This is a genomic window from Mesorhizobium sp. M1E.F.Ca.ET.041.01.1.1 (assembly GCF_003997355.1).
GTDB lineage: Bacteria > Pseudomonadota > Alphaproteobacteria > Rhizobiales > Rhizobiaceae > Mesorhizobium.
In genome coordinates this window covers 1-16,533 of the sequence record NZ_RZSL01000084.1, presented here as the reverse complement: position 1 = coordinate 16,533, position 16,533 = coordinate 1, and the positions used below count along the sequence as shown (strand labels likewise).

General features: G+C 64.6%; 16 protein-coding genes. 4 read left to right on the top strand and 12 right to left on the bottom strand.

The window, feature by feature from the left end; genetic code table 11:
* Nucleotides 1-46: 46 nt before the first annotated feature.
* The 10 genes from EOA38_RS10070 to EOA38_RS10020 form a co-directional block, all read right to left on the bottom strand.
* Nucleotides 47-361: a hypothetical protein gene (locus EOA38_RS10070; protein WP_126090466.1), complete on the bottom strand. Its 315-nt coding sequence runs from the start codon at nucleotides 359-361 to the stop codon at nucleotides 47-49.
* Between the two features lie 29 nt (nucleotides 362-390).
* A complete protein-coding gene (locus EOA38_RS10065; RefSeq protein ID WP_127299090.1) occupies nucleotides 391-753 on the bottom strand; it encodes a nuclear transport factor 2 family protein in 363 nt (120 codons plus the stop codon).
* Between the two features lie 77 nt (nucleotides 754-830).
* Nucleotides 831-1,304, bottom strand: coding sequence for a carboxymuconolactone decarboxylase family protein (locus EOA38_RS10060; protein ID WP_127299089.1), 474 nt, complete (start codon nucleotides 1,302-1,304; stop codon nucleotides 831-833).
* Nucleotides 1,305-1,400: 96 nt separating this feature from the next.
* A complete protein-coding gene (locus EOA38_RS10055; protein ID WP_127299088.1) occupies nucleotides 1,401-2,954 on the bottom strand; it encodes an alpha/beta fold hydrolase in 1,554 nt (517 codons plus the stop codon).
* Between the two features lie 124 nt (nucleotides 2,955-3,078).
* Nucleotides 3,079-3,393, bottom strand: a complete 315-nt coding sequence (locus EOA38_RS10050) for a formate dehydrogenase subunit delta (protein ID WP_127299087.1) — start codon at nucleotides 3,391-3,393, stop codon at nucleotides 3,079-3,081.
* Nucleotides 3,383-4,207, bottom strand: coding sequence for a formate dehydrogenase accessory sulfurtransferase FdhD (fdhD, locus tag EOA38_RS10045; protein ID WP_127299086.1), 825 nt, complete (start codon nucleotides 4,205-4,207; stop codon nucleotides 3,383-3,385). The genes EOA38_RS10050 and fdhD overlap by 11 nt, the downstream gene beginning before the upstream one ends.
* Before the next feature lie 256 nt (nucleotides 4,208-4,463).
* A complete protein-coding gene (fdhF, locus tag EOA38_RS10035) occupies nucleotides 4,464-7,376 on the bottom strand; it encodes a formate dehydrogenase subunit alpha (RefSeq protein WP_127299085.1) in 2,913 nt (970 codons plus the stop codon).
* Nucleotides 7,377-7,386: 10 nt separating this feature from the next.
* A complete protein-coding gene (locus tag EOA38_RS10030) occupies nucleotides 7,387-8,943 on the bottom strand; it encodes an NADH-quinone oxidoreductase subunit NuoF (RefSeq protein ID WP_127299084.1) in 1,557 nt (518 codons plus the stop codon).
* Nucleotides 8,940-9,419: a formate dehydrogenase subunit gamma gene (locus tag EOA38_RS10025; RefSeq protein ID WP_040974766.1), complete on the bottom strand. Its 480-nt coding sequence runs from the start codon at nucleotides 9,417-9,419 to the stop codon at nucleotides 8,940-8,942. The genes EOA38_RS10030 and EOA38_RS10025 overlap by 4 nt, the downstream gene beginning before the upstream one ends.
* 194 nt (nucleotides 9,420-9,613) lie before the next feature.
* Entirely contained in the window at nucleotides 9,614-10,513 is a 900-nt protein-coding gene (locus EOA38_RS10020) for a LysR family transcriptional regulator (protein ID WP_127299083.1), read from the bottom strand.
* Nucleotides 10,514-10,670: 157 nt separating this feature from the next.
* On the opposite strand from EOA38_RS10020, the gene EOA38_RS10015 reads away from it, so the two are divergent.
* On the top strand, nucleotides 10,671-11,312 hold the full coding sequence (locus tag EOA38_RS10015) for a DUF47 domain-containing protein (protein WP_127299082.1): 642 nt from the start codon (nucleotides 10,671-10,673) through the stop codon (nucleotides 11,310-11,312).
* 3 nt (nucleotides 11,313-11,315) lie between these two features.
* Nucleotides 11,316-12,320: an inorganic phosphate transporter gene (locus EOA38_RS10010; protein WP_127299081.1), complete on the top strand. Its 1,005-nt coding sequence runs from the start codon at nucleotides 11,316-11,318 to the stop codon at nucleotides 12,318-12,320.
* A gap of 28 nt (nucleotides 12,321-12,348) precedes the next feature.
* Here EOA38_RS10010 and EOA38_RS10005 read toward each other — a convergent pair whose 3' ends face one another.
* Entirely contained in the window at nucleotides 12,349-12,726 is a 378-nt protein-coding gene (locus EOA38_RS10005) for a VOC family protein (protein WP_127299080.1), read from the bottom strand.
* Between the two features lie 239 nt (nucleotides 12,727-12,965).
* On the opposite strand from EOA38_RS10005, the gene EOA38_RS10000 reads away from it, so the two are divergent.
* A complete protein-coding gene (locus EOA38_RS10000) occupies nucleotides 12,966-14,150 on the top strand; it encodes an Mrp/NBP35 family ATP-binding protein (RefSeq protein ID WP_127299079.1) in 1,185 nt (394 codons plus the stop codon).
* Between the two features lie 331 nt (nucleotides 14,151-14,481).
* Here the strand turns inward: EOA38_RS10000 and EOA38_RS09990 are convergent, their stop codons facing one another.
* Nucleotides 14,482-14,934: a carbon monoxide dehydrogenase subunit G gene (locus tag EOA38_RS09990; protein ID WP_127299078.1), complete on the bottom strand. Its 453-nt coding sequence runs from the start codon at nucleotides 14,932-14,934 to the stop codon at nucleotides 14,482-14,484.
* Nucleotides 14,935-15,085: 151 nt separating this feature from the next.
* Here EOA38_RS09990 and EOA38_RS09985 point away from each other — a divergent pair.
* The coding region (locus EOA38_RS09985; RefSeq protein ID WP_127299077.1) for an IlvD/Edd family dehydratase at nucleotides 15,086-16,533 on the top strand (1,448 nt) is incomplete at its 3' end.

The window sequence follows — 16,533 nt, the reverse complement described above, 5'->3', positions numbered from 1 at the left end:
GCAATCCGACCTCTCCCACAAGGGGAGAGGTAGGCCACGCAGGCCACTACTCGACGATCCGGAAGATTTGCCAAACGCTGGTGCCCGACACCACATAGGGCTCCAGCTCCTTGCCCCATTTGGCGTGCGCGTCGATCTTGCCGATCTTGGCGAAGAACTCCTCCAACTGGGCCAGGCTCTGGACCTGGTGATGCGTCTCGACGGTGGCTTCGCGCGCGCCGATCGAGCCGGTCATGATCTGGAACCCGAGATCGGCGATGCCGACCTGCGAGCCGATCTCGCGTTCCCATTGCCGCATCATCTCGAGCACCCTCTGCTTGTGACCGAACTTGGCGTCGATCTGCCATCTGGCGCTGAACATCTTGGTTCTCCTCCGTGTTTTGGGTTGATCTACTCGTCCCACGCCTGCACGACCGTCTGCCGGGCGATGCGGCCGTTCTTCAGCTCCAGCATCGCCGCGCAGAACACCTTCGTCCCGTCCGGATAGGCGCAGGCCTGGGTGAAGGCGAGGCTGTCGCCCTCGGCGATTGTGGTGTCGACCTTATGGGTCATCGCCCGGCTGCAGATGTCGTCCCAGAAGGTGCTGATCGCCGCACGGCCGCGGATTTCGCGCGGCTTGCTCGGCGGATTGTTGCGGTCGATCACCCGCACCAGCGCATCGTCGTTATAGAAACTCGCCAGCAGCTTGCCGTCACGGCCTTCGATCGCCTTCTTGATCGCCGCGCCGTCCACTGTTTGGGTCTTGGTCAGCATTTCATCCTCCATGTGTCCGTCTGACCGGGCGTTCGATTGAGGCGCCGCCCGGCGCGAATGCCGGGCGGCGTTGCGTTTCACTGCGATTTGGCCTTGACGGCGGCAAATAGGTCGTCGGTCTGCTTCTTGAAGGTGACGAGGTCGACCTGGCTGCCGTTGAGCATGGTCGACCAGTGGCGCACGATCGCCGCCATCGCTATGGCCTCCTTGATCTCCTCATCGCTCGCGCCGTTGGCCTTGGCCGCCAGCGTGTGGAAATAGATGCAGTACTGGCAGGGAATCTGCGAGGCCACCGCAAGGCCCATCAGCTCCTTGGTCTTGCCGTTAAGGGCGGTGTTCGGATTGAGCTGCACACCCTTGATCTCGGCCCAGGCGCCGGCGACCGCAACATCCGGCAGCGTCTTGAACATGTCGGGTACCGTGCCGAGCGTGGCCTGGATGTCCTTGTAGGCGGCGGTCGCGGTAGCGTCCTCGGCCTTCGCGGGAACAATGGTGAACAGCGCGCCAATGCTCGCCACGATCACCAGGGATTTGAGCTTCGACTTCTCCATTTCATCCTCCGTTGGCAGGTCCTTTTCCGGCCTGCATGGAGAGAATTCATAGCGCTCCGGCCCGCAGAGCCGCTTCGCCCGAAAGCGCCATGGCTCTCATGGCCCGTCCGGGCCAGTTTGCCTTGCCGAGAAAGCCGCCGCGGCAGCCCGCGACGGCAGGTCGAGCTTGAGCAGTATGTTGGCGACGTGCCGCTTGACCGTATGCTCGCTGAGCTTCAGTTCGGCGGCGATCGCCGCGTTGCTCATGCCGCCGGCGATCAGGTTCACCACCTCGCTTTCCCGCGCCGTTAGCGCAGCCGGCTCTGCCGGCCTGGATTTGGGGCGGCAGGCCGGTTCCAGATGCTGTTCAGACGTTGCCTGAACCACCGGCAGCGGTTCGCCCAGCTCGTCGAGACTGATGCGTCCGGCATCGACGAAATGCAGGCCGGAACCTACCGCGAGTTCGGAGACCAGCCTGGAGGCGAGGATGTCGCCGCGCCCGGCATGGGTGGCGAGTTGCATGGTCACCCGCGCTGTCAGCCCGACCGGCGCGCCGCGCATTTCGATCTCGCCGACATGCACCCCTTGCGCGCTCGCAACGCCGATCTGCTGCGCCGCGTCGCGCAGGGCCGCCGCGCAGCGTATGGCGCGCGCCGGTCCGTCGAAGCGCGAGATCATCAGTTCGCCATGCGTGCCGGCGACGCGCCCGCCATGGCGACCGACCAGCAGCCGCCATGTCTCCTGGAAGCGCTGGCTCCGCTCGTTCCACATCCGGTCGCCGAGCTTGGCCGTGTCGTAGATGCGCGTCACCAGCAGCGCGGCGAGCACGCGCTCGGTGTCGGCCACCGCCGGCTGGCCGGTCAGGAACTCCTCGACCAGGTCGGCCACCCGGTCGACGTCCCCGGTCCAGATCGGATGGTCGCGTCCGGGTATCTCGACCAGCCGGGCGTCGTGGATCTTCCTGGCGAGGAATCGGCTGGCCTCCGGGTCGACGCGCGCGTCGTTGCGGCGATGGATGAGGAGCGTCGGCGCGCTGATCGCCGGGAGGATCCCGCGCACGTCGATCCCCGCATTCATGCGCGCCAGCGCGGCAGCGGCCGTCGGGCTGGCCGACAGCCGCTCGAATCGTGCCCACCACCGGGAGAAGTGAGGATCGTCCACCCGGCCCGGAGCAAAGTTGGGCAGGGTCGCACCGGTACCCCACGATGTCTCCGCCGTTTCGATGAAGGCTTCCAGGCGCTCCGGCGGCATCACCCATTTGTGGAAATGCGCATAGCCGCCATAGAGCACCAGAGTCCGCGTCCGCTCCGGATAGGTGGCGGCAAACAGCATCGCCATCGGCGCTCCTTCCGAGGCGCCGAGGATCGCCGCGCGGCCGCTGCCGGCGGCGTCCATGACCGCGCGCACGTCGTCCATCCGGGTCTCTAGGCTGGGCAGGTGATGGGTATCGACGCGGTCGGAAAGCCCGGTGCCGCGTTTGTCGAACAGGATCAGCCGCGAGAAGGCCGAGAGCCGTTTCAACAGACGGCTGTAGCCTTCGTCCTCCCACTGCAGATCAAGATTGGAGATGAAGCCCGGCACGAAGACGAGATCGAACGCACCCTGGCCGATCACCTGATAGGCGATCCGCACGTCCCCGCTACGGGCGTACCTGGTCTCGATCGGCCTCACACAAATGTCCCGCCCGGCCAGACGATTTCCTGTCGGCGACCATAGCAGAGGCAGGCCGTCGGCGGCAGCAAAACTTTAGAGAGCGGGAATATAAGACCTTTGGCGCCAAGGGGCGCGGCAGCTCCTATTTGTGCGGAGCGGTGCTCCCGGCTTCAGCGGGTTTGGCATAGCCGAGGCTCTTGTCGGCCTGTTCCGGTGTCAGCGGACGCTTGATCCTGGCCGAGGCGGCAATAACGAGCTCATCGAAGTCCTCAGGGTCGCCGTCCAGCATTTCGAACAACTGCCGGCGCATGCGCGGCTCCCAGAATTTATTGATGTGCTCGGCAACGCCGGTAATGCCTTCCTCGTGCGGCTTCGAATGGAAGAACGTGGCGATCTGGTTGGCCATGCGCACCAACTTTTCCCTGGTGCTGGCGATATGGTCTTCGTCATGCGACATGCTTGGCAACTCCGGAAGCCACCCGGGCCGGGTGGGTGAAAATATCGAAATCATCGCCGCGCACCAGCGCCACCAAAGTCATGCCGGCGGCCTCGGCCGTGCGGATGGCGAGCGCCGTCGGCGCAGAGACGGCCATGATGATCGGGGCGCCGATGGCAGCCGTTTTCTGCACCATCTCCACCGACACGCGCGAGGTCACCACGACGGCGCCGCTCGCACCGTCGATGCCGGCTCTCGCCAGCGCGCCGGCGAGCTTGTCCAGGGCATTGTGCCGGCCGACATCCTCGCGCGCCATCACGATGCCCTTGCCTGGAACATAGAAGCCTGCGGCATGCACCGCGCCGGTCTCGGTGTGCAGCGGCTGCAGCTTCGACAGAAGTTTGACCGAACGGGTCACGTCCTCGGCATCAAGCGTAAGCTTCGACGAACCGACCGCGTCGACCGAGCGCATCGCTTCCTCTATGGATTCGATGCCGCATAAGCCGCAGCCGACCGGCCCGGCAAGCCGACGCCGCCGCGCCTGGAAGCGCGTGTTGGCCTTGTCCTTCAGACGGATCTGGATGTCGATGCCGGCGCCGAGATCCTCGACTTCGATCGCCTCGATCTCTTTCGGGTCGGCAACGATGCCTTCGGTCAAAGAGAAGCCGAGCGCGAAATCCTCGAAATCGGCGGGGCTCGCCATCATCACCGCATGGGTGGTGCCGGCATAGGAGAACGCCACCGGCGTCTCCTCCGGCACCATGCGGTTCGCGGCCGCGGTGCCGCCGGTGCGGTGCGCGAGACGAGAGATCTGAGAGATAGGAGGGCGGGTCACGAGGTGCCTGCCTCTGGCCTGCCGGCCATTTCACTTAGGAAGCGTCTTGCTTCAACGGGCGATTGCTCTCCCAGGCCATCCCCCACTCCGTCGCTGCTTCGCAGCGCCACCTCTCCCCCCTCCGGAGGGAGAGGAAGGGAGCCTGTCGTACGCGCGCTTTCCTCTCCCCCGTCGATCGGGGGAGAGGTGTCGAGCGAAGCTCGACGGAGTGGGGGTCGATCAGCCGTCAAGATTGAAGCTCTTGCCTCGACACAAACTACTCCGCCGCCTGCAGCGGGGCGATGCGGCGGCTCTGGCGCGCCTGCTCGTTATACTCCGTCTGCCACTCGGTCGGGCCATTGGACGGCGCCACCTGCACGGCGGTGACCTTGTACTCCGGACAGTTGGTCGCCCAGTCCGAGAAGTCGGTGGTGATCACGTTGGCCTGTGTGTCCGGATGGTGGAAGGTCGTGTAGACGACGCCCGGCGACACGCGGTCGGTGATCAGCGCGCGCAGCGTGGTCTCGCCGGAACGGCTCGCCAGCCGCACCCAGTCGCCGTCGCGGATGCCGCGGTTCTCGGCGTCGTGCGGGTGGATCTCCAGCCGGTCCTCGGCATGCCACGCGACATTCTCGGTGCGCCTGGTCTGCGCGCCGACATTGTACTGCGACAGGATGCGCCCGGTGGTGAGCAGCAGCGGATAACGCGGACCTGTCCGTTCGTCGGTCGCCACATATTCGGTGCGGATGAACTTGCCCTTGCCGCGCACGAAGCCGCCGACATGCATGATCGGCGTGCCGAGCGGCGCCTTCTCGTTGCACGGCCATTGCACCGATCCGACACGGTCGAGCAGTTCGAACGACACGCCGGCGAAGCTCGGCGTCGTCTTGGCGATCTCGTCCATGATCTCAGACGGATGCGTGTAGTTCCAGTCGAGCCCGATGGCGCGGGCAAGTTCCTGCGTTGCCTCCCAGTCGGCATAGCGCGCCTTCGGCTCCAGCACCTTGCGCACCATGTTGATGCGGCGCTCGGCATTGGTGAAGGTGCCGTCCTTCTCGAGGAAGGTCGAGCCCGGCAGGAAGACATGCGCGTAGTTCGCCGTCTCGTTGAGGAACAGGTCGTGCACCACGACGCATTCCATCGCGGCCAGCCCTGCGGCGACATGCTTGGTGTCGGGGTCGGACTGCAGGATGTCCTCGCCCTGGATGTAGATGCCCTTGAAGGAACCGTCGACGGCGGCATCCAGCATGTTGGGGATGCGCAGGCCGGGTTCTTCGTCCAGCTTCACGCCCCACAGGCTCTCGTAGATGTCGCGCACGGCCTCGCCGGAGATGTGGCGATAGCCGGGCAGCTCATGCGGGAAGGAGCCCATGTCGCAGGAGCCCTGCACGTTGTTCTGGCCGCGCAGCGGGTTCACGCCGACTCCTGGCCGGCCGATATTGCCGGTGGCCATGGCGAGGTTGGCGATCGCCATCACCGTGGTCGAGCCCTGGCTGTGTTCGGTGACGCCGAGGCCGTAGTAGATCGCGCCATTGCCGCCCTTGGCGTAGAGGCGAGCGGCACCCCGGATCAGCTCCGGATCGACGCCGGAAAGCTTGCCGACGGTTTCCGGGCTGTTCTCCGGCAAAGCGACGAAGGACGCCCAGTCCTGGAACTCGGCCCAATCGCAGCGTTCGCGGATGAAGGCTTCGTTGAACAGGCCCTCGGTGACGACGACATGCGCCAGCGCCGTCAGCACCGCCACGTTGGTGCCGGGCTTGAGCGGCAGGTGATAGTCCGCTTCGACATGCGCCGATTTCACCATCTCGGTCCGGCGCGGATCGATGACGATCAGCTTGGCGCCCTGACGCAGCCGCTTCTTCAGCCGCGAGGCGAACACCGGGTGGGCGGAGACGGGGTTGGCGCCGATGATGACGGCGACATCGGTGAATTCGACCGAGTCGAAATCCTGCGTGCCGGCCGAGGTGCCGTAGGTCTGGCCGAGGCCGTAGCCCGTCGGCGAATGGCAGACGCGCGCGCAGGTATCGACATTGTTGTTGCGGAAGCCCTGCCGCACCAGCTTCTGGACGAGATAGGTCTCCTCATTCGTGCAGCGCGAGGAGGTGATGCCGCCGATGGCGCTGCGTCCATACTGATACTGGATGCGGCGGAACTCCTTGGCAGTATGGGCGATCGCCTCTTCCCAGCTCACTTCGCGCCACGGATCGGAAATCTTCTCGCGGATCATCGGCGACAGGATGCGGTCCTTATGGGTGGCGTAGCCATAAGCGAAACGGCCCTTGACGCAGGAATGGCCGTGGTTCGCCTTGCCGTCCTTGTAGGGCATCATGCGGATGACCTCGTCACCCTTGACTTCGGCCTTGAACGAGCAGCCGACGCCGCAATAGGCACAGGTGGTGACGGCCGAGCGCTCCGGCATGCCCTTCTCGAGCACCGTCTTCTCACGCAGCGCATCGGTCGGGCAGGCCTGAACGCAGGCGCCGCAGGACACGCATTCGGAAGCGATGAAGTCCTCATGCATGCCGGCGACCATGCGCGACTCGAAGCCGCGACCCTCGATGGTCAGCGCGAAGGTGCCCTGCACCTCCTCGCAGGCCCGCACGCAGCGCGAGCAGACGATGCATTGCGCAGGGTCGTAGGTGAAATAAGGATTGGATTCGTCGCGCGCGATGTAGTCGACGGCCAGCGACCCATGGCCGGGCGCGACGCCGTTCTCTTCCTTGACGTGATTGCGGCCTTCGACGCCGTAGCGGTTCTCGGAGAGCCCGACCGACTTCGCCACCGCGTCGAATTCGCTGGCGCCGGTGCCGGCCTTCTCGTTCCAGCCGGTCGGGTGGTCGGAGACGTAGAGCTCCATGACGCCGCGGCGGATGGCGTCGAGCCGGTCCGACTGCGTGCGCACCACGATGCCTTCGGCAACAGGCGTCGTGCAGGAGGCCGGCGTGCCGGCGCGGCCTTCGATCTCGACCAGGCAGACGCGGCAGGAGCCGAAGGAGTCCAGCATGTCGGTGGCGCAAAGCTTCGGGATCTCGACCCCGCCTTCCATCGCCGCGCGCATGATCGATGTACCTTCCGGCACGGTGATGCTTTGCCCGTCGACCGTCAGCGTGACCTGCTTCGTCGCTTTCGACTCCGGCGTTCCGTAGTCGATTTCTTCGATGAGTGTCGGGAAGTCGGCTTTGATGTTCATCTGCCAGCTCCTATTCGGCAGCCACGCGCGCCGGCGCCGGCTTGAAATCCTCGGGGAAATGCGTGATCGAGCTCATCACCGGGTAAGGCGTGAAGCCGCCCAGCGCACAGAGCGATCCGAACTTCATCGTGTTGCAGAGGTCGGTGACCAGAGCGAGGTTCTTCTCCGCTTCGATGCCGGCCGCGACCTTGTCGAGAACCTCCATGCCGCGCGTCGAGCCGATGCGGCAGGGCGTGCACTTGCCGCAGCTTTCGATGGCGCAGAATTCCATGGCGAAGCGCGCCTGCTTCATCATGTCGGCGGTGTCGTCGAACACAGTGATGCCGGCATGGCCGATCAGCCCGTCCTTGGCGGCGAAGGCTTCGTAGTCGAACGGCGTGTCGAACAGCGCGCGCGGGAAATAGGCGCCGAGCGGGCCGCCGACCTGCACCGCCTTCACCGGACGTCCCGAAGCCGTGCCGCCGCCGATCTCGTCGACGATCTCGCCCAGCGTCAGGCCGAAGGCGGTTTCGAACAGCCCGCCATGCTTGACGTTGCCGGCGATCTGGATCGGGATCGTGCCGCGCGAGCGGCCCATGCCGAAATCCTTGTAGTAGGCGGCGCCCTTGTCCATGATGATCGGCACCGAGGCCAGCGAAATGACGTTGTTGATCACCGTCGGCTTGCCGAACAGACCTTGAATCGCCGGCAGCGGCGGCTTGGCGCGCACCACGCCGCGCTTGCCTTCAAGGCTGTTCAACAACGAGGTTTCCTCGCCGCAGACATAGGCGCCGGCGCCGACGCGGATTTCCATGTCGAAGGCATTGGGCGAGCCGAGCACATTGGCGCCGAGCACGCCGGCCTTGCGGGCGATCGCGACGGCCTTGTTCATCGTCGCCACCGCATGCGGATATTCCGAGCGGACATAGACGAAGCCCTTGGTCGCGCCGGTGGCGATGCCGGCGATCGCCATGCCTTCGATCAGCACGAAGGGATCGCCTTCCATGATCATGCGGTCGGCGAAAGTGGCGCTGTCGCCCTCGTCGGCGTTGCAGACGATGTATTTTTGGTCGGATTTGGTATCCAGCACCGTCTTCCACTTGATGCCGGTCGGGAAGCCGGCGCCGCCGCGGCCGCGCAGGCCGGATTCGGTCACCTGTTTCACGATGTCGGGGGGCGCCATCGCCACAGCATTCTGCAGGCCGCTCAGCCCGCCATGCGACTTGTAGCTGTCGAGCGACAGCGGATCGATGACGCCGCAGCGCGCGAAGGTCAGCCGGGTCTGCTTGGCGAGGAAGGGAATCTTGTCGGGTGCGCCGAGCCACCGCTTATGCGGGCCGCCCTTGAGGAAGCCGCTGTCGAACAGGCTTTTGACGTCGGATGGCTTCACCGGCCCGTAGGCGACGCGACCCTCGGCCGTCGCCACCTCGACCATCGGCTCCAGGAAATAGGCGCCGCGTGAGCCGTTGCGCACGATCTTGGCCTCGACGCCGCGCTCCTTGAGCTCCTTCTCGATCGCCTTGGCGACCTTTTCGGCGCCGAGCGCCAGCGCGCCGGAATCCGCGGGAATATAGATGCGCGGGATCATGAACGCACCTCCGCGACAATCTCTTCGATCTTCTCGTCATCGAGCCGGCCGATCACTTCGCCGTCCAGCATTGCCGATGGCGAGCAGGCGCAAAGCCCGAGGCAATAGACCGGCTCCAGTGTAACCGATCCGTCGCGGGCGGTCTCGTGGAAATCGATGCCGAGCAACTGCTTGACCTTGGCGGCGACCGCCTCCGAACCCATCGACTGGCAGGCTTCCGCCTGGCAGAGCTTCAAGACATGCCGGCCGGCCGGCTGGGCGCGGAAATCATGATAGAACGTGACGACGCCGTGCACTTCGGCCCTGGACAGGTTCAGCCCGTCGGCAATAACCGGCAGGGCGGCCTGCGGCACATGGCCGAACTCTTCCTGGAGTTCATGGAGGATCGGCAGCAAGGGGCCTTCGAGGCCCTTCAACTCGTTGACGATCGCCGCCGTGCGCGACGCGATCTCGGTACTTGCAGGCTGCATCGGCATGCAGCGCCCTCCCTGGTCGTTGGCGACCTAATGTATGTCACCCCAAATATAGAGCGGTTTTGGGGCAACGACATACACAGGACGCAATATCGCTAAGTCCTTACGAAATCAGAGGAAACCCCCGAGATCAATAAAGCCGTCCCGTCGATCGATAGAAAATTTCTATCAAAGACGATCGGTCCGCATTGTCTAACCTAGCGGTGGGCGCGGAAATCGTCTGCCAGCGCCATTGCCTCGTCCAGCAGCGCCTGCACCAGCGGCGTATGCGGCTCGCGCGGTGCCGCCACCAGCCCCACCGTGTGGCTGGCATCCGGCTCGACGATCGGAATGGCCCTGATCGGTTCGGAAAAGCCGAATGTTTCCGCAAGGTTGAGCGGCATGATCGACGACCATTTGCCGGTCCGGATATGCGAGAACAAGACGATCATCGAGTTGGATTCCAGCGTCGGCCACACCTGGACGCCCGCTTCCGCCAGATGCTGGTCGATGATGCGGCGGTTCTGCATGTCCGGCGTGAGAAGGCAGAGCGGCAGCTGGCTGATCTCCTCCCACGTCACTTTGTCGCGGTCGGAATAGGGATTCCCGACCGCCGTGATCAGCTGGTAGCGCTCGTCATAGAGCGGCACGCTGGTCACCCGCCCCAGCGGCTCGTTGTCGAGATAGGTGATGCCGGCATCGATGTCGAAATTGCCGAGCAGCGACAGCACTTCGATCGAGGTGCGTGACAGGATCGAGAAGGTGACGCCCGGATGCTTTTCGCGGAACGGGGTTGTGAGCCGCGCCACCATGGCCAAAGCGGTGGGGACCGCCGCGATGCGAATGCGGCCGGACAAGCCGCGCCGCGCCGCCCGCATCTCCTCCCGCATCGCCCTCGAGTCGCCGACGATGCGCCGCGCCCAAACCAGCACCTGCTTGCCCTCCGGCGTCAGCCCCTGGAAGCGCGAGCCGCGCAGCACCAGCATGACGCCCAACTGCTCCTCGAGCTGCTTGATGCCGGCCGAAAGCGTCGGCTGGGTGACGCCGCACACCTCCGCCGCCCGGCCGAAATGCTCTTCCTTGGCTAAAGCGATGAAGAATTCCAGCTTGTCGATCATGTCATCCGGTCTCGGGCGTTCTGCTTAGAGTCGGGGAAATTGCCGTGCTTCGCAAGAAGCGCGTGAAGACCGCATCGTCCACATTTTTGAGCCGGCTATCTGTTTTCCCGCGCCGTGCAAGGCGTTATGTGGGATAGGCGGAAGCAGGGAGGACGACATGCTGGGTTGGTTTCGCAAGCTGTTGCCGCGTGAGGATCGCTTTTTCGAGTTGTTCGAACGGCATTCGCGCACGGTGGTCGGCGGCGCCGAGGCGCTCGAGCAGCTTCTCCAGGGCAAGGACACCGATCGTTGGTGCCAGAAGATCATCGATCTCGAGGACGAAGCGGACGGCATCACCGCGGAGGTGCTGCTTGCCGTCAGGCGCTCGTTCATCACCCCGTTCGACCGCGGCGACATCAAGGACCTGATCCAGTCCATGGATGACGCCATCGACATGATGCACAAGACCGTCAAGACGGTGAAATTGTTCGAGATGAAGGAGTTCGACCCCCTGATGCGGGAGATGGGCGGGGTTATCGTCCAGGCCGCCCGGCTGGTCGCCGAGGCGATACCGCTGCTAGGCAAGGTCGGGGCAAATGCGGCACGGCTGAACGCCATCGCCGAGGAGGTCATGCGCGTCGAAGGGCGGGCCGACGATCTGCACGAACAGGGTCTGAAGGACCTCTTCAAGCGGCATGGCCGCAGCGATCCCATGGCCTATCTCATCGGCAGCGAAATCTATGGTGAGCTGGAAAAGGTGGTCGACCGTTTCGAGGACGTCGCCAATGAAATCAGCGGCATCGTGATCGAGAACGTATAGGCGATGGACGCCGGCATCGCCTTTCCTCTGCTGGTCGGCCTCGTTGCCGTCGCGCTGTTCTTCGATTTCCTCAACGGCCTGCACGATGCCGCCAACTCGATCGCGACCATCGTCTCCACCCGTGTGCTCAGGCCGCATTATGCGGTGTTCTGGGCGGCGTTCTTCAATTTCATCGCCTTCCTGTTCTTCGGCCTGCATGTCGCTGAGACTGTAGGGAAAGGCATCGTCGACGCCGAGATCGTGACGCCGGCGGTGATCTTCGCCGCGCTGGTCGGCGCGATCGTCTGGAACATCGTCACCTGGATAGCCGGCATTCCATCGAGCAGCTCGCATGCGCTGATCGGCGGGCTGGTCGGCGCCGGCGTCGCCAAGGCCGGCATGGGCGCCATCGTCTGGTCCGGGCTCGGCAAGACGGTCGCGGCCATCGTGCTCTCGCCGGCGACCGGATTCGTGCTGGCGCTTGTCCTCGTTCTCATCGTCTCCTGGCTTTTCGTACGGCAGACACCGTTCGCCGTCGACAACGCCTTCCGCGTCCTGCAGTTCTTCTCGGCCTCGCTCTATTCGCTGGGGCACGGCGGCAACGATGCGCAGAAGACCATGGGCATCATCGCCGTGCTGCTCTATTCGCAAGGCATGCTCGGCCAAAGCTTCTACGTGCCGCTCTGGGTGGTCATCACCTGCCAGTCGGCGCTGGCGCTCGGCACGCTGTTCGGCGGCTGGCGCATCGTGCACACCATGGGATCGAAGATCACCCGGCTGAACCCGATGCAAGGTTTCTGCGCCGAGACCGGCGGCGCCATAACGCTTTTTGCCGCCACCTGGCTCGGTGTCCCCGTGTCGACGACGCACACCATCACCGGCGCCATCATCGGCGTCGGTGCCGCCCGACGGGTTTCGGCCGTGCGCTGGGGCCTGGCCGGCAACATAGTCGTCGCATGGGTCATCACCCTGCCGGCCACGGCGGCGATTTCGGCCTTGACCTACCTCGCCACGCGACTGGCCGCATGATGCAGCCTGCCTGCGTTCGGGGGCGAAGCTATTTGCCCACGAGATTTAAGATATTCCCGTCGGGATCCTTGAACCAGGCGACTTTCATGTCGTGGCCGACATGAATATCGCCTTCGAGCGATAGGCCGGGCATGTCGTAGTGCTCGAAGGCGACGCCCTTCGACCGCAGCGACTTGACCATCGGCTCGATCTGGTCGCCGACCGCCCAGGTTACCGCCGTCGCCTTGTTGGTCCCGGCGAATTGCGAATGATAGACGTTGATGAGCGTGTCGCCGCTTTTGTAGACGATCAGTTCGCCCTCCATATCGTCGACCTGGCTGAGGCCCAGCGTTCCCGCGTAGAAGGCCTTGGCCTTCTCCAGGTCTTTCACCGCGAGATTGGCTGTCGCATTGCTGTTTTCGAGCATGACTGTCTCCTTTCTCTGTTGGCTGCCGTGCCGGAAACCAGAAAGATAGCGTTGCGCTGTCTTCCGGCGACCGCAGCCTGTGCAATCGGGTGCGTCTTTCTGGAAGACGAAAGACGCCTGCAAAACCCGACAGGCGCGTGCAAGTTTTTGAAGGCATGTCGCCGCACATGCCGTTCCGGACCTTGGTTCTCTCCGGGAACTGCATTATCTGAACCGGCAAACGCTTGGGAAAAAAGCTCATGCCCGTCAGCAAGGAAACCGTCATCGAGCGCCTGAAGACGGTCAATGGACCGGACTTCACCGGCAATATCGTCGACCTCGGCCTGGTCTCCGAAATTTTCATCGCCGATTCCAAGGTGTTCTTCTCGATCACCGTTCCGGCCGCCCGCGCGCAGGAACTGGAGCCGTTGCGTGCCGCGGCCGAGCATGCGGTCAAGGCCATTCCCGGTGTCGCCAGCGCCGTCGTCGCGTTGACCGCGGAGAAGAAGGGCGGCGGCATGGAGGCGCCGGTTCCGCCGCGCCCGGCTCCGCAGGCCGCGCCGCCGCGTCCCGCGCCTCAGGCCGCGCCGCAGCGTCCCACCCCGCAGGCGCCTGCTGCGCACAGCCACGGCAAGCGCGGCGTCCCCGGCATCGATGCGATCATCGCAGTGGCCTCGGGCAAGGGCGGCGTCGGCAAGTCGACCACCGCCGTCAACCTTGCGCTCGGCCTTGCCGCCAACGGATTGAAGGTCGGCGTGCTCGATGCCGATATCTACGGCCCGTCCATGCCGAGGCTGCTCAACATCCATGGCCGGCCGCAGACCGTCGACGGCAAGGTCCTGAGGCCGATGCAGAATTACGGCCTCAAGGTCATGTCGATGGGCTTCCTCGTCGACGAGGAGACGCCGATGATCTGGCGCGGCCCGATGGTGATGTCGGCGTTGACCCAGATGCTGCGCGAGGTCGAGTGGGGACCGCTCGACGTGCTGGTCGTCGACATGCCGCCCGGCACCGGCGATGCCCAGCTCACCATGGCCCAGCAGGTGCCGCTCGCCGGCGCCGTCATCGTCTCGACGCCGCAGGATCTCGCCCTGATCGATGCGCGCAAGGGCCTCAACATGTTCAAGAAGGTCGAGGTGCCGCTGCTCGGCATCGTCGAGAACATGAGCTATTTCCTCGCGCCCGACACCGGCAAGCGCTACGACATTTTCGGTCACGGCGGCGCGCGCCGCGAGGCAGAACGTCTCGGCGTCACCTTCCTCGGCGAAGTGCCGCTCGAAATGGGCATCCGCGAAAGCTCGGACGCCGGCGCCCCGGTCGTAGCATCGAAGCCTGACGGGGCCGAGGCGAAGATCTATCGCGACATCGCTAAAAAGGTCTGGGAGAGGGTCCAAGAGGAACGCGGCGCGGCCGAAGCCGCGGTGCCCAGCATCGTGTTCGAGTAGTTCTGCTTGGTCGGCGCTGCCCCTCATTGCCCTGCCCGTCCTCCGCAGCAGCTGCGCTGCAGCTGCGGAGGGTGGACCGGGCATTTCTCCCCGTATAGTGACGGGAGAAAGAAGCCTGCGCCGAGGGTTTCGCAAATCACCAGCGTGGCAGAGCAGGCGGCAAGGTTGCGGCCAGTACCCTTCTCCCCGTTACTATACGGGGAGAAGGTGCCGGCAGGCGGATGAGGGGCGGCGCCGGCGCTCGAGAAGCCGGGCGTTGTTCAGGCTGGGGCGGTTCACCGTTTCACGGAGAAAGCCGAACCGCCTTTCCTGGAATTGTTCTAGGCCCAAGCTAAGCCGCCCCCACTTTCTCACCGAACGTCGAAAAAAACTGCCCGGCCAGCTTCTTCGAGGTCGATTCGATCAGCCGGCTGCCGAGCTGGGCGATCTTGCCGCCGACATCGGCCTTGGCGGCGTATTTCAGCACCGTCGTGTCCTCGCCGTCGGCGGTCAGCGTGACATCGGCGCCGCCCTTGGCGAAACCGGCGATGCCGCCCTTGCCTTCGCCCTGGATGGTGTAGGAATGCGGCGGCTTGAGGTTCTTCAACGTCACCTCGCCGTTGAAGGTCGCCTTGATCGGCCCGATCTTCAGCACCACGGTCGCGGCCATTTCGGTGTCCGACTTCTTCTCAAGGCTCTGGCAGCCGGGGATCGCCTCTTTCAGGATGTCCGGGTCGTTGAGGGCTTTCCACACTTTCTCGACGGGTGCGGCGATCCGCTCCTCGCCTTCGATCACCAGAGCCATCAAAACCTCCCGGATTTGCCGATGCCGATTGGTCGTAGCGCGCAGCCCGGAACAAGTCTATCGCACCAAAGTGCGGGGTCGCGACGCTCGTGCCTCTTGCCTGCGTCAGCGCATTGTCATATCGATTTGTCATACAAATACGGAGACCACGATGGCAGGCGCCCCCACCAAGAAGAAGAAATTTCGCTCGCAGGAGTGGTTCGACAACCCCGACAACCCGGGCATGACGGCGCTCTATCTCGAGCGCTACCTCAATTACGGACTGACGCGCGCCGAGCTGATGTCGGGCAAGCCGCTGATCGGCATCGCCCAGACGGGTTCCGACCTCTCGCCCTGCAACCGGCACCATCTCGAACTCGCCAAGCGCGTGCGCGAAGGCATCGTGTCGATGGGCGGCATCCCCTTCGAGTTCCCGTGCCACCCGATTCAGGAGACCGGCAAGCGCCCGACCGCGGCGCTCGACCGCAACCTCGCCTATCTCAGCCTGGTCGAGGTGCTTTACGGCTATCCGATAGATGGCGTCGTGCTCACCATCGGCTGCGACAAGACCACGCCCGCGCTGCTGATGGCGGCGGCCACCGTCAACATTCCGGCGATCGCGTTTTCGGTCGGTCCGATGCTCAACGGCTGGCACAAGGGCAAGCGAACGGGTTCCGGCACCATCGTCTGGGAATCGCGCCAACGGCTGTCGGCGGGCGAGATCAACTATGACGAGTTCATGGACATCGTCGCCTCCTCGGCGCCGTCGACCGGCTATTGCAACACCATGGGCACCGCCACCACGATGAACTCGCTGGCCGAGGCGCTCGGCATGCAGCTGCCGGGCTCGGCCGCCATCCCCGCGCCCTATCGCGAGCGCGGCCAGATGGGCTACGAGACGGGCAGGCGCATTGTCGAGATGGTGCATGAGGACCTGAAGCCGTCCGACATCATGACCCGCAAGGCCTTCGAAAACGCCATCGTCGTCAACTCGGCCATCGGCGGCTCGACCAACGCGCCGATCCACCTCAACGCCATTGCCCGTCATCTCGGCGTGCCGCTCGACAATGACGACTGGCAGAATGTCGGCCTCAACATTCCGCTCCTGGTCAACCTGCAGCCGACGGGCGAATATCTCGGCGAGGACTATCACCATGCCGGCGGCGTGCCGGCGGTGGTGGCCGAGCTGATGAAGGGCGGCCTGCTGCCGCACCCCGATGCGATCACCGTCAACGGCAAGACCATGGGCGACAATTGCAGGGATGCCGCCAACGAGAACCCGGATGTGATCAGCAGCGCCGCCAAGCCGCTCAAGGCCAATGCCGGCTTCATCAATCTCAAGGGCAATCTGTTCGATTCCGCGATCATGAAAACCAGCGGCATCTCGCCGGAATTCCGCGAGCGTTATCTCTCCAACCCGAACGACCCCGAGGCCTTCGAAGGCAACGCCATGGTCTTCGACGGCCCGGAGGATTACCACGCCCGCATCGACGATCCGGCGCAGGGCATCGACGAGCACACCATCCTGTTCATGCGCGGCGCCGGTCCGGTCGGTTATCCGGGCGGCGCCGAGGTGGTCAACATGCAGCCGCCGGCCTACCTTATCAAGAAGGGCATCCA

Bases quoted from the DNA above. Each gene is read 5' to 3' on its own strand.
- EOA38_RS10000 (WP_127299079.1), top strand. From the start codon at position 12,966: ATGCCCGTCAGCAAGGAAACCGTCATCGAGCGCCTGAAGACGGTCAAT.
- EOA38_RS10005 (WP_127299080.1), bottom strand. From the start codon at position 12,726: ATGCTCGAAAACAGCAATGCGACAGCCAATCTCGCGGTGAAAGACCTG.
- EOA38_RS10060 (WP_127299089.1), bottom strand. From the start codon at position 1,304: ATGGAGAAGTCGAAGCTCAAATCCCTGGTGATCGTGGCGAGCATTGGC.
- EOA38_RS10025 (WP_040974766.1), bottom strand. From the start codon at position 9,419: ATGCCGATGCAGCCTGCAAGTACCGAGATCGCGTCGCGCACGGCGGCG.
- EOA38_RS10015 (WP_127299082.1), top strand. From the start codon at position 10,671: ATGCTGGGTTGGTTTCGCAAGCTGTTGCCGCGTGAGGATCGCTTTTTC.
- EOA38_RS10020 (WP_127299083.1), bottom strand. From the start codon at position 10,513: ATGATCGACAAGCTGGAATTCTTCATCGCTTTAGCCAAGGAAGAGCAT.
- EOA38_RS10030 (WP_127299084.1), bottom strand. From the start codon at position 8,943: ATGATCCCGCGCATCTATATTCCCGCGGATTCCGGCGCGCTGGCGCTC.
- EOA38_RS10010 (WP_127299081.1), top strand. From the start codon at position 11,316: ATGGACGCCGGCATCGCCTTTCCTCTGCTGGTCGGCCTCGTTGCCGTC.
- EOA38_RS10065 (WP_127299090.1), bottom strand. From the start codon at position 753: ATGCTGACCAAGACCCAAACAGTGGACGGCGCGGCGATCAAGAAGGCG.
- EOA38_RS09990 (WP_127299078.1), bottom strand. From the start codon at position 14,934: ATGGCTCTGGTGATCGAAGGCGAGGAGCGGATCGCCGCACCCGTCGAG.
- fdhF (WP_127299085.1), bottom strand. From the start codon at position 7,376: ATGAACATCAAAGCCGACTTCCCGACACTCATCGAAGAAATCGACTAC.
- EOA38_RS10050 (WP_127299087.1), bottom strand. From the start codon at position 3,393: ATGTCGCATGACGAAGACCATATCGCCAGCACCAGGGAAAAGTTGGTG.
- EOA38_RS10070 (WP_126090466.1), bottom strand. From the start codon at position 361: ATGTTCAGCGCCAGATGGCAGATCGACGCCAAGTTCGGTCACAAGCAG.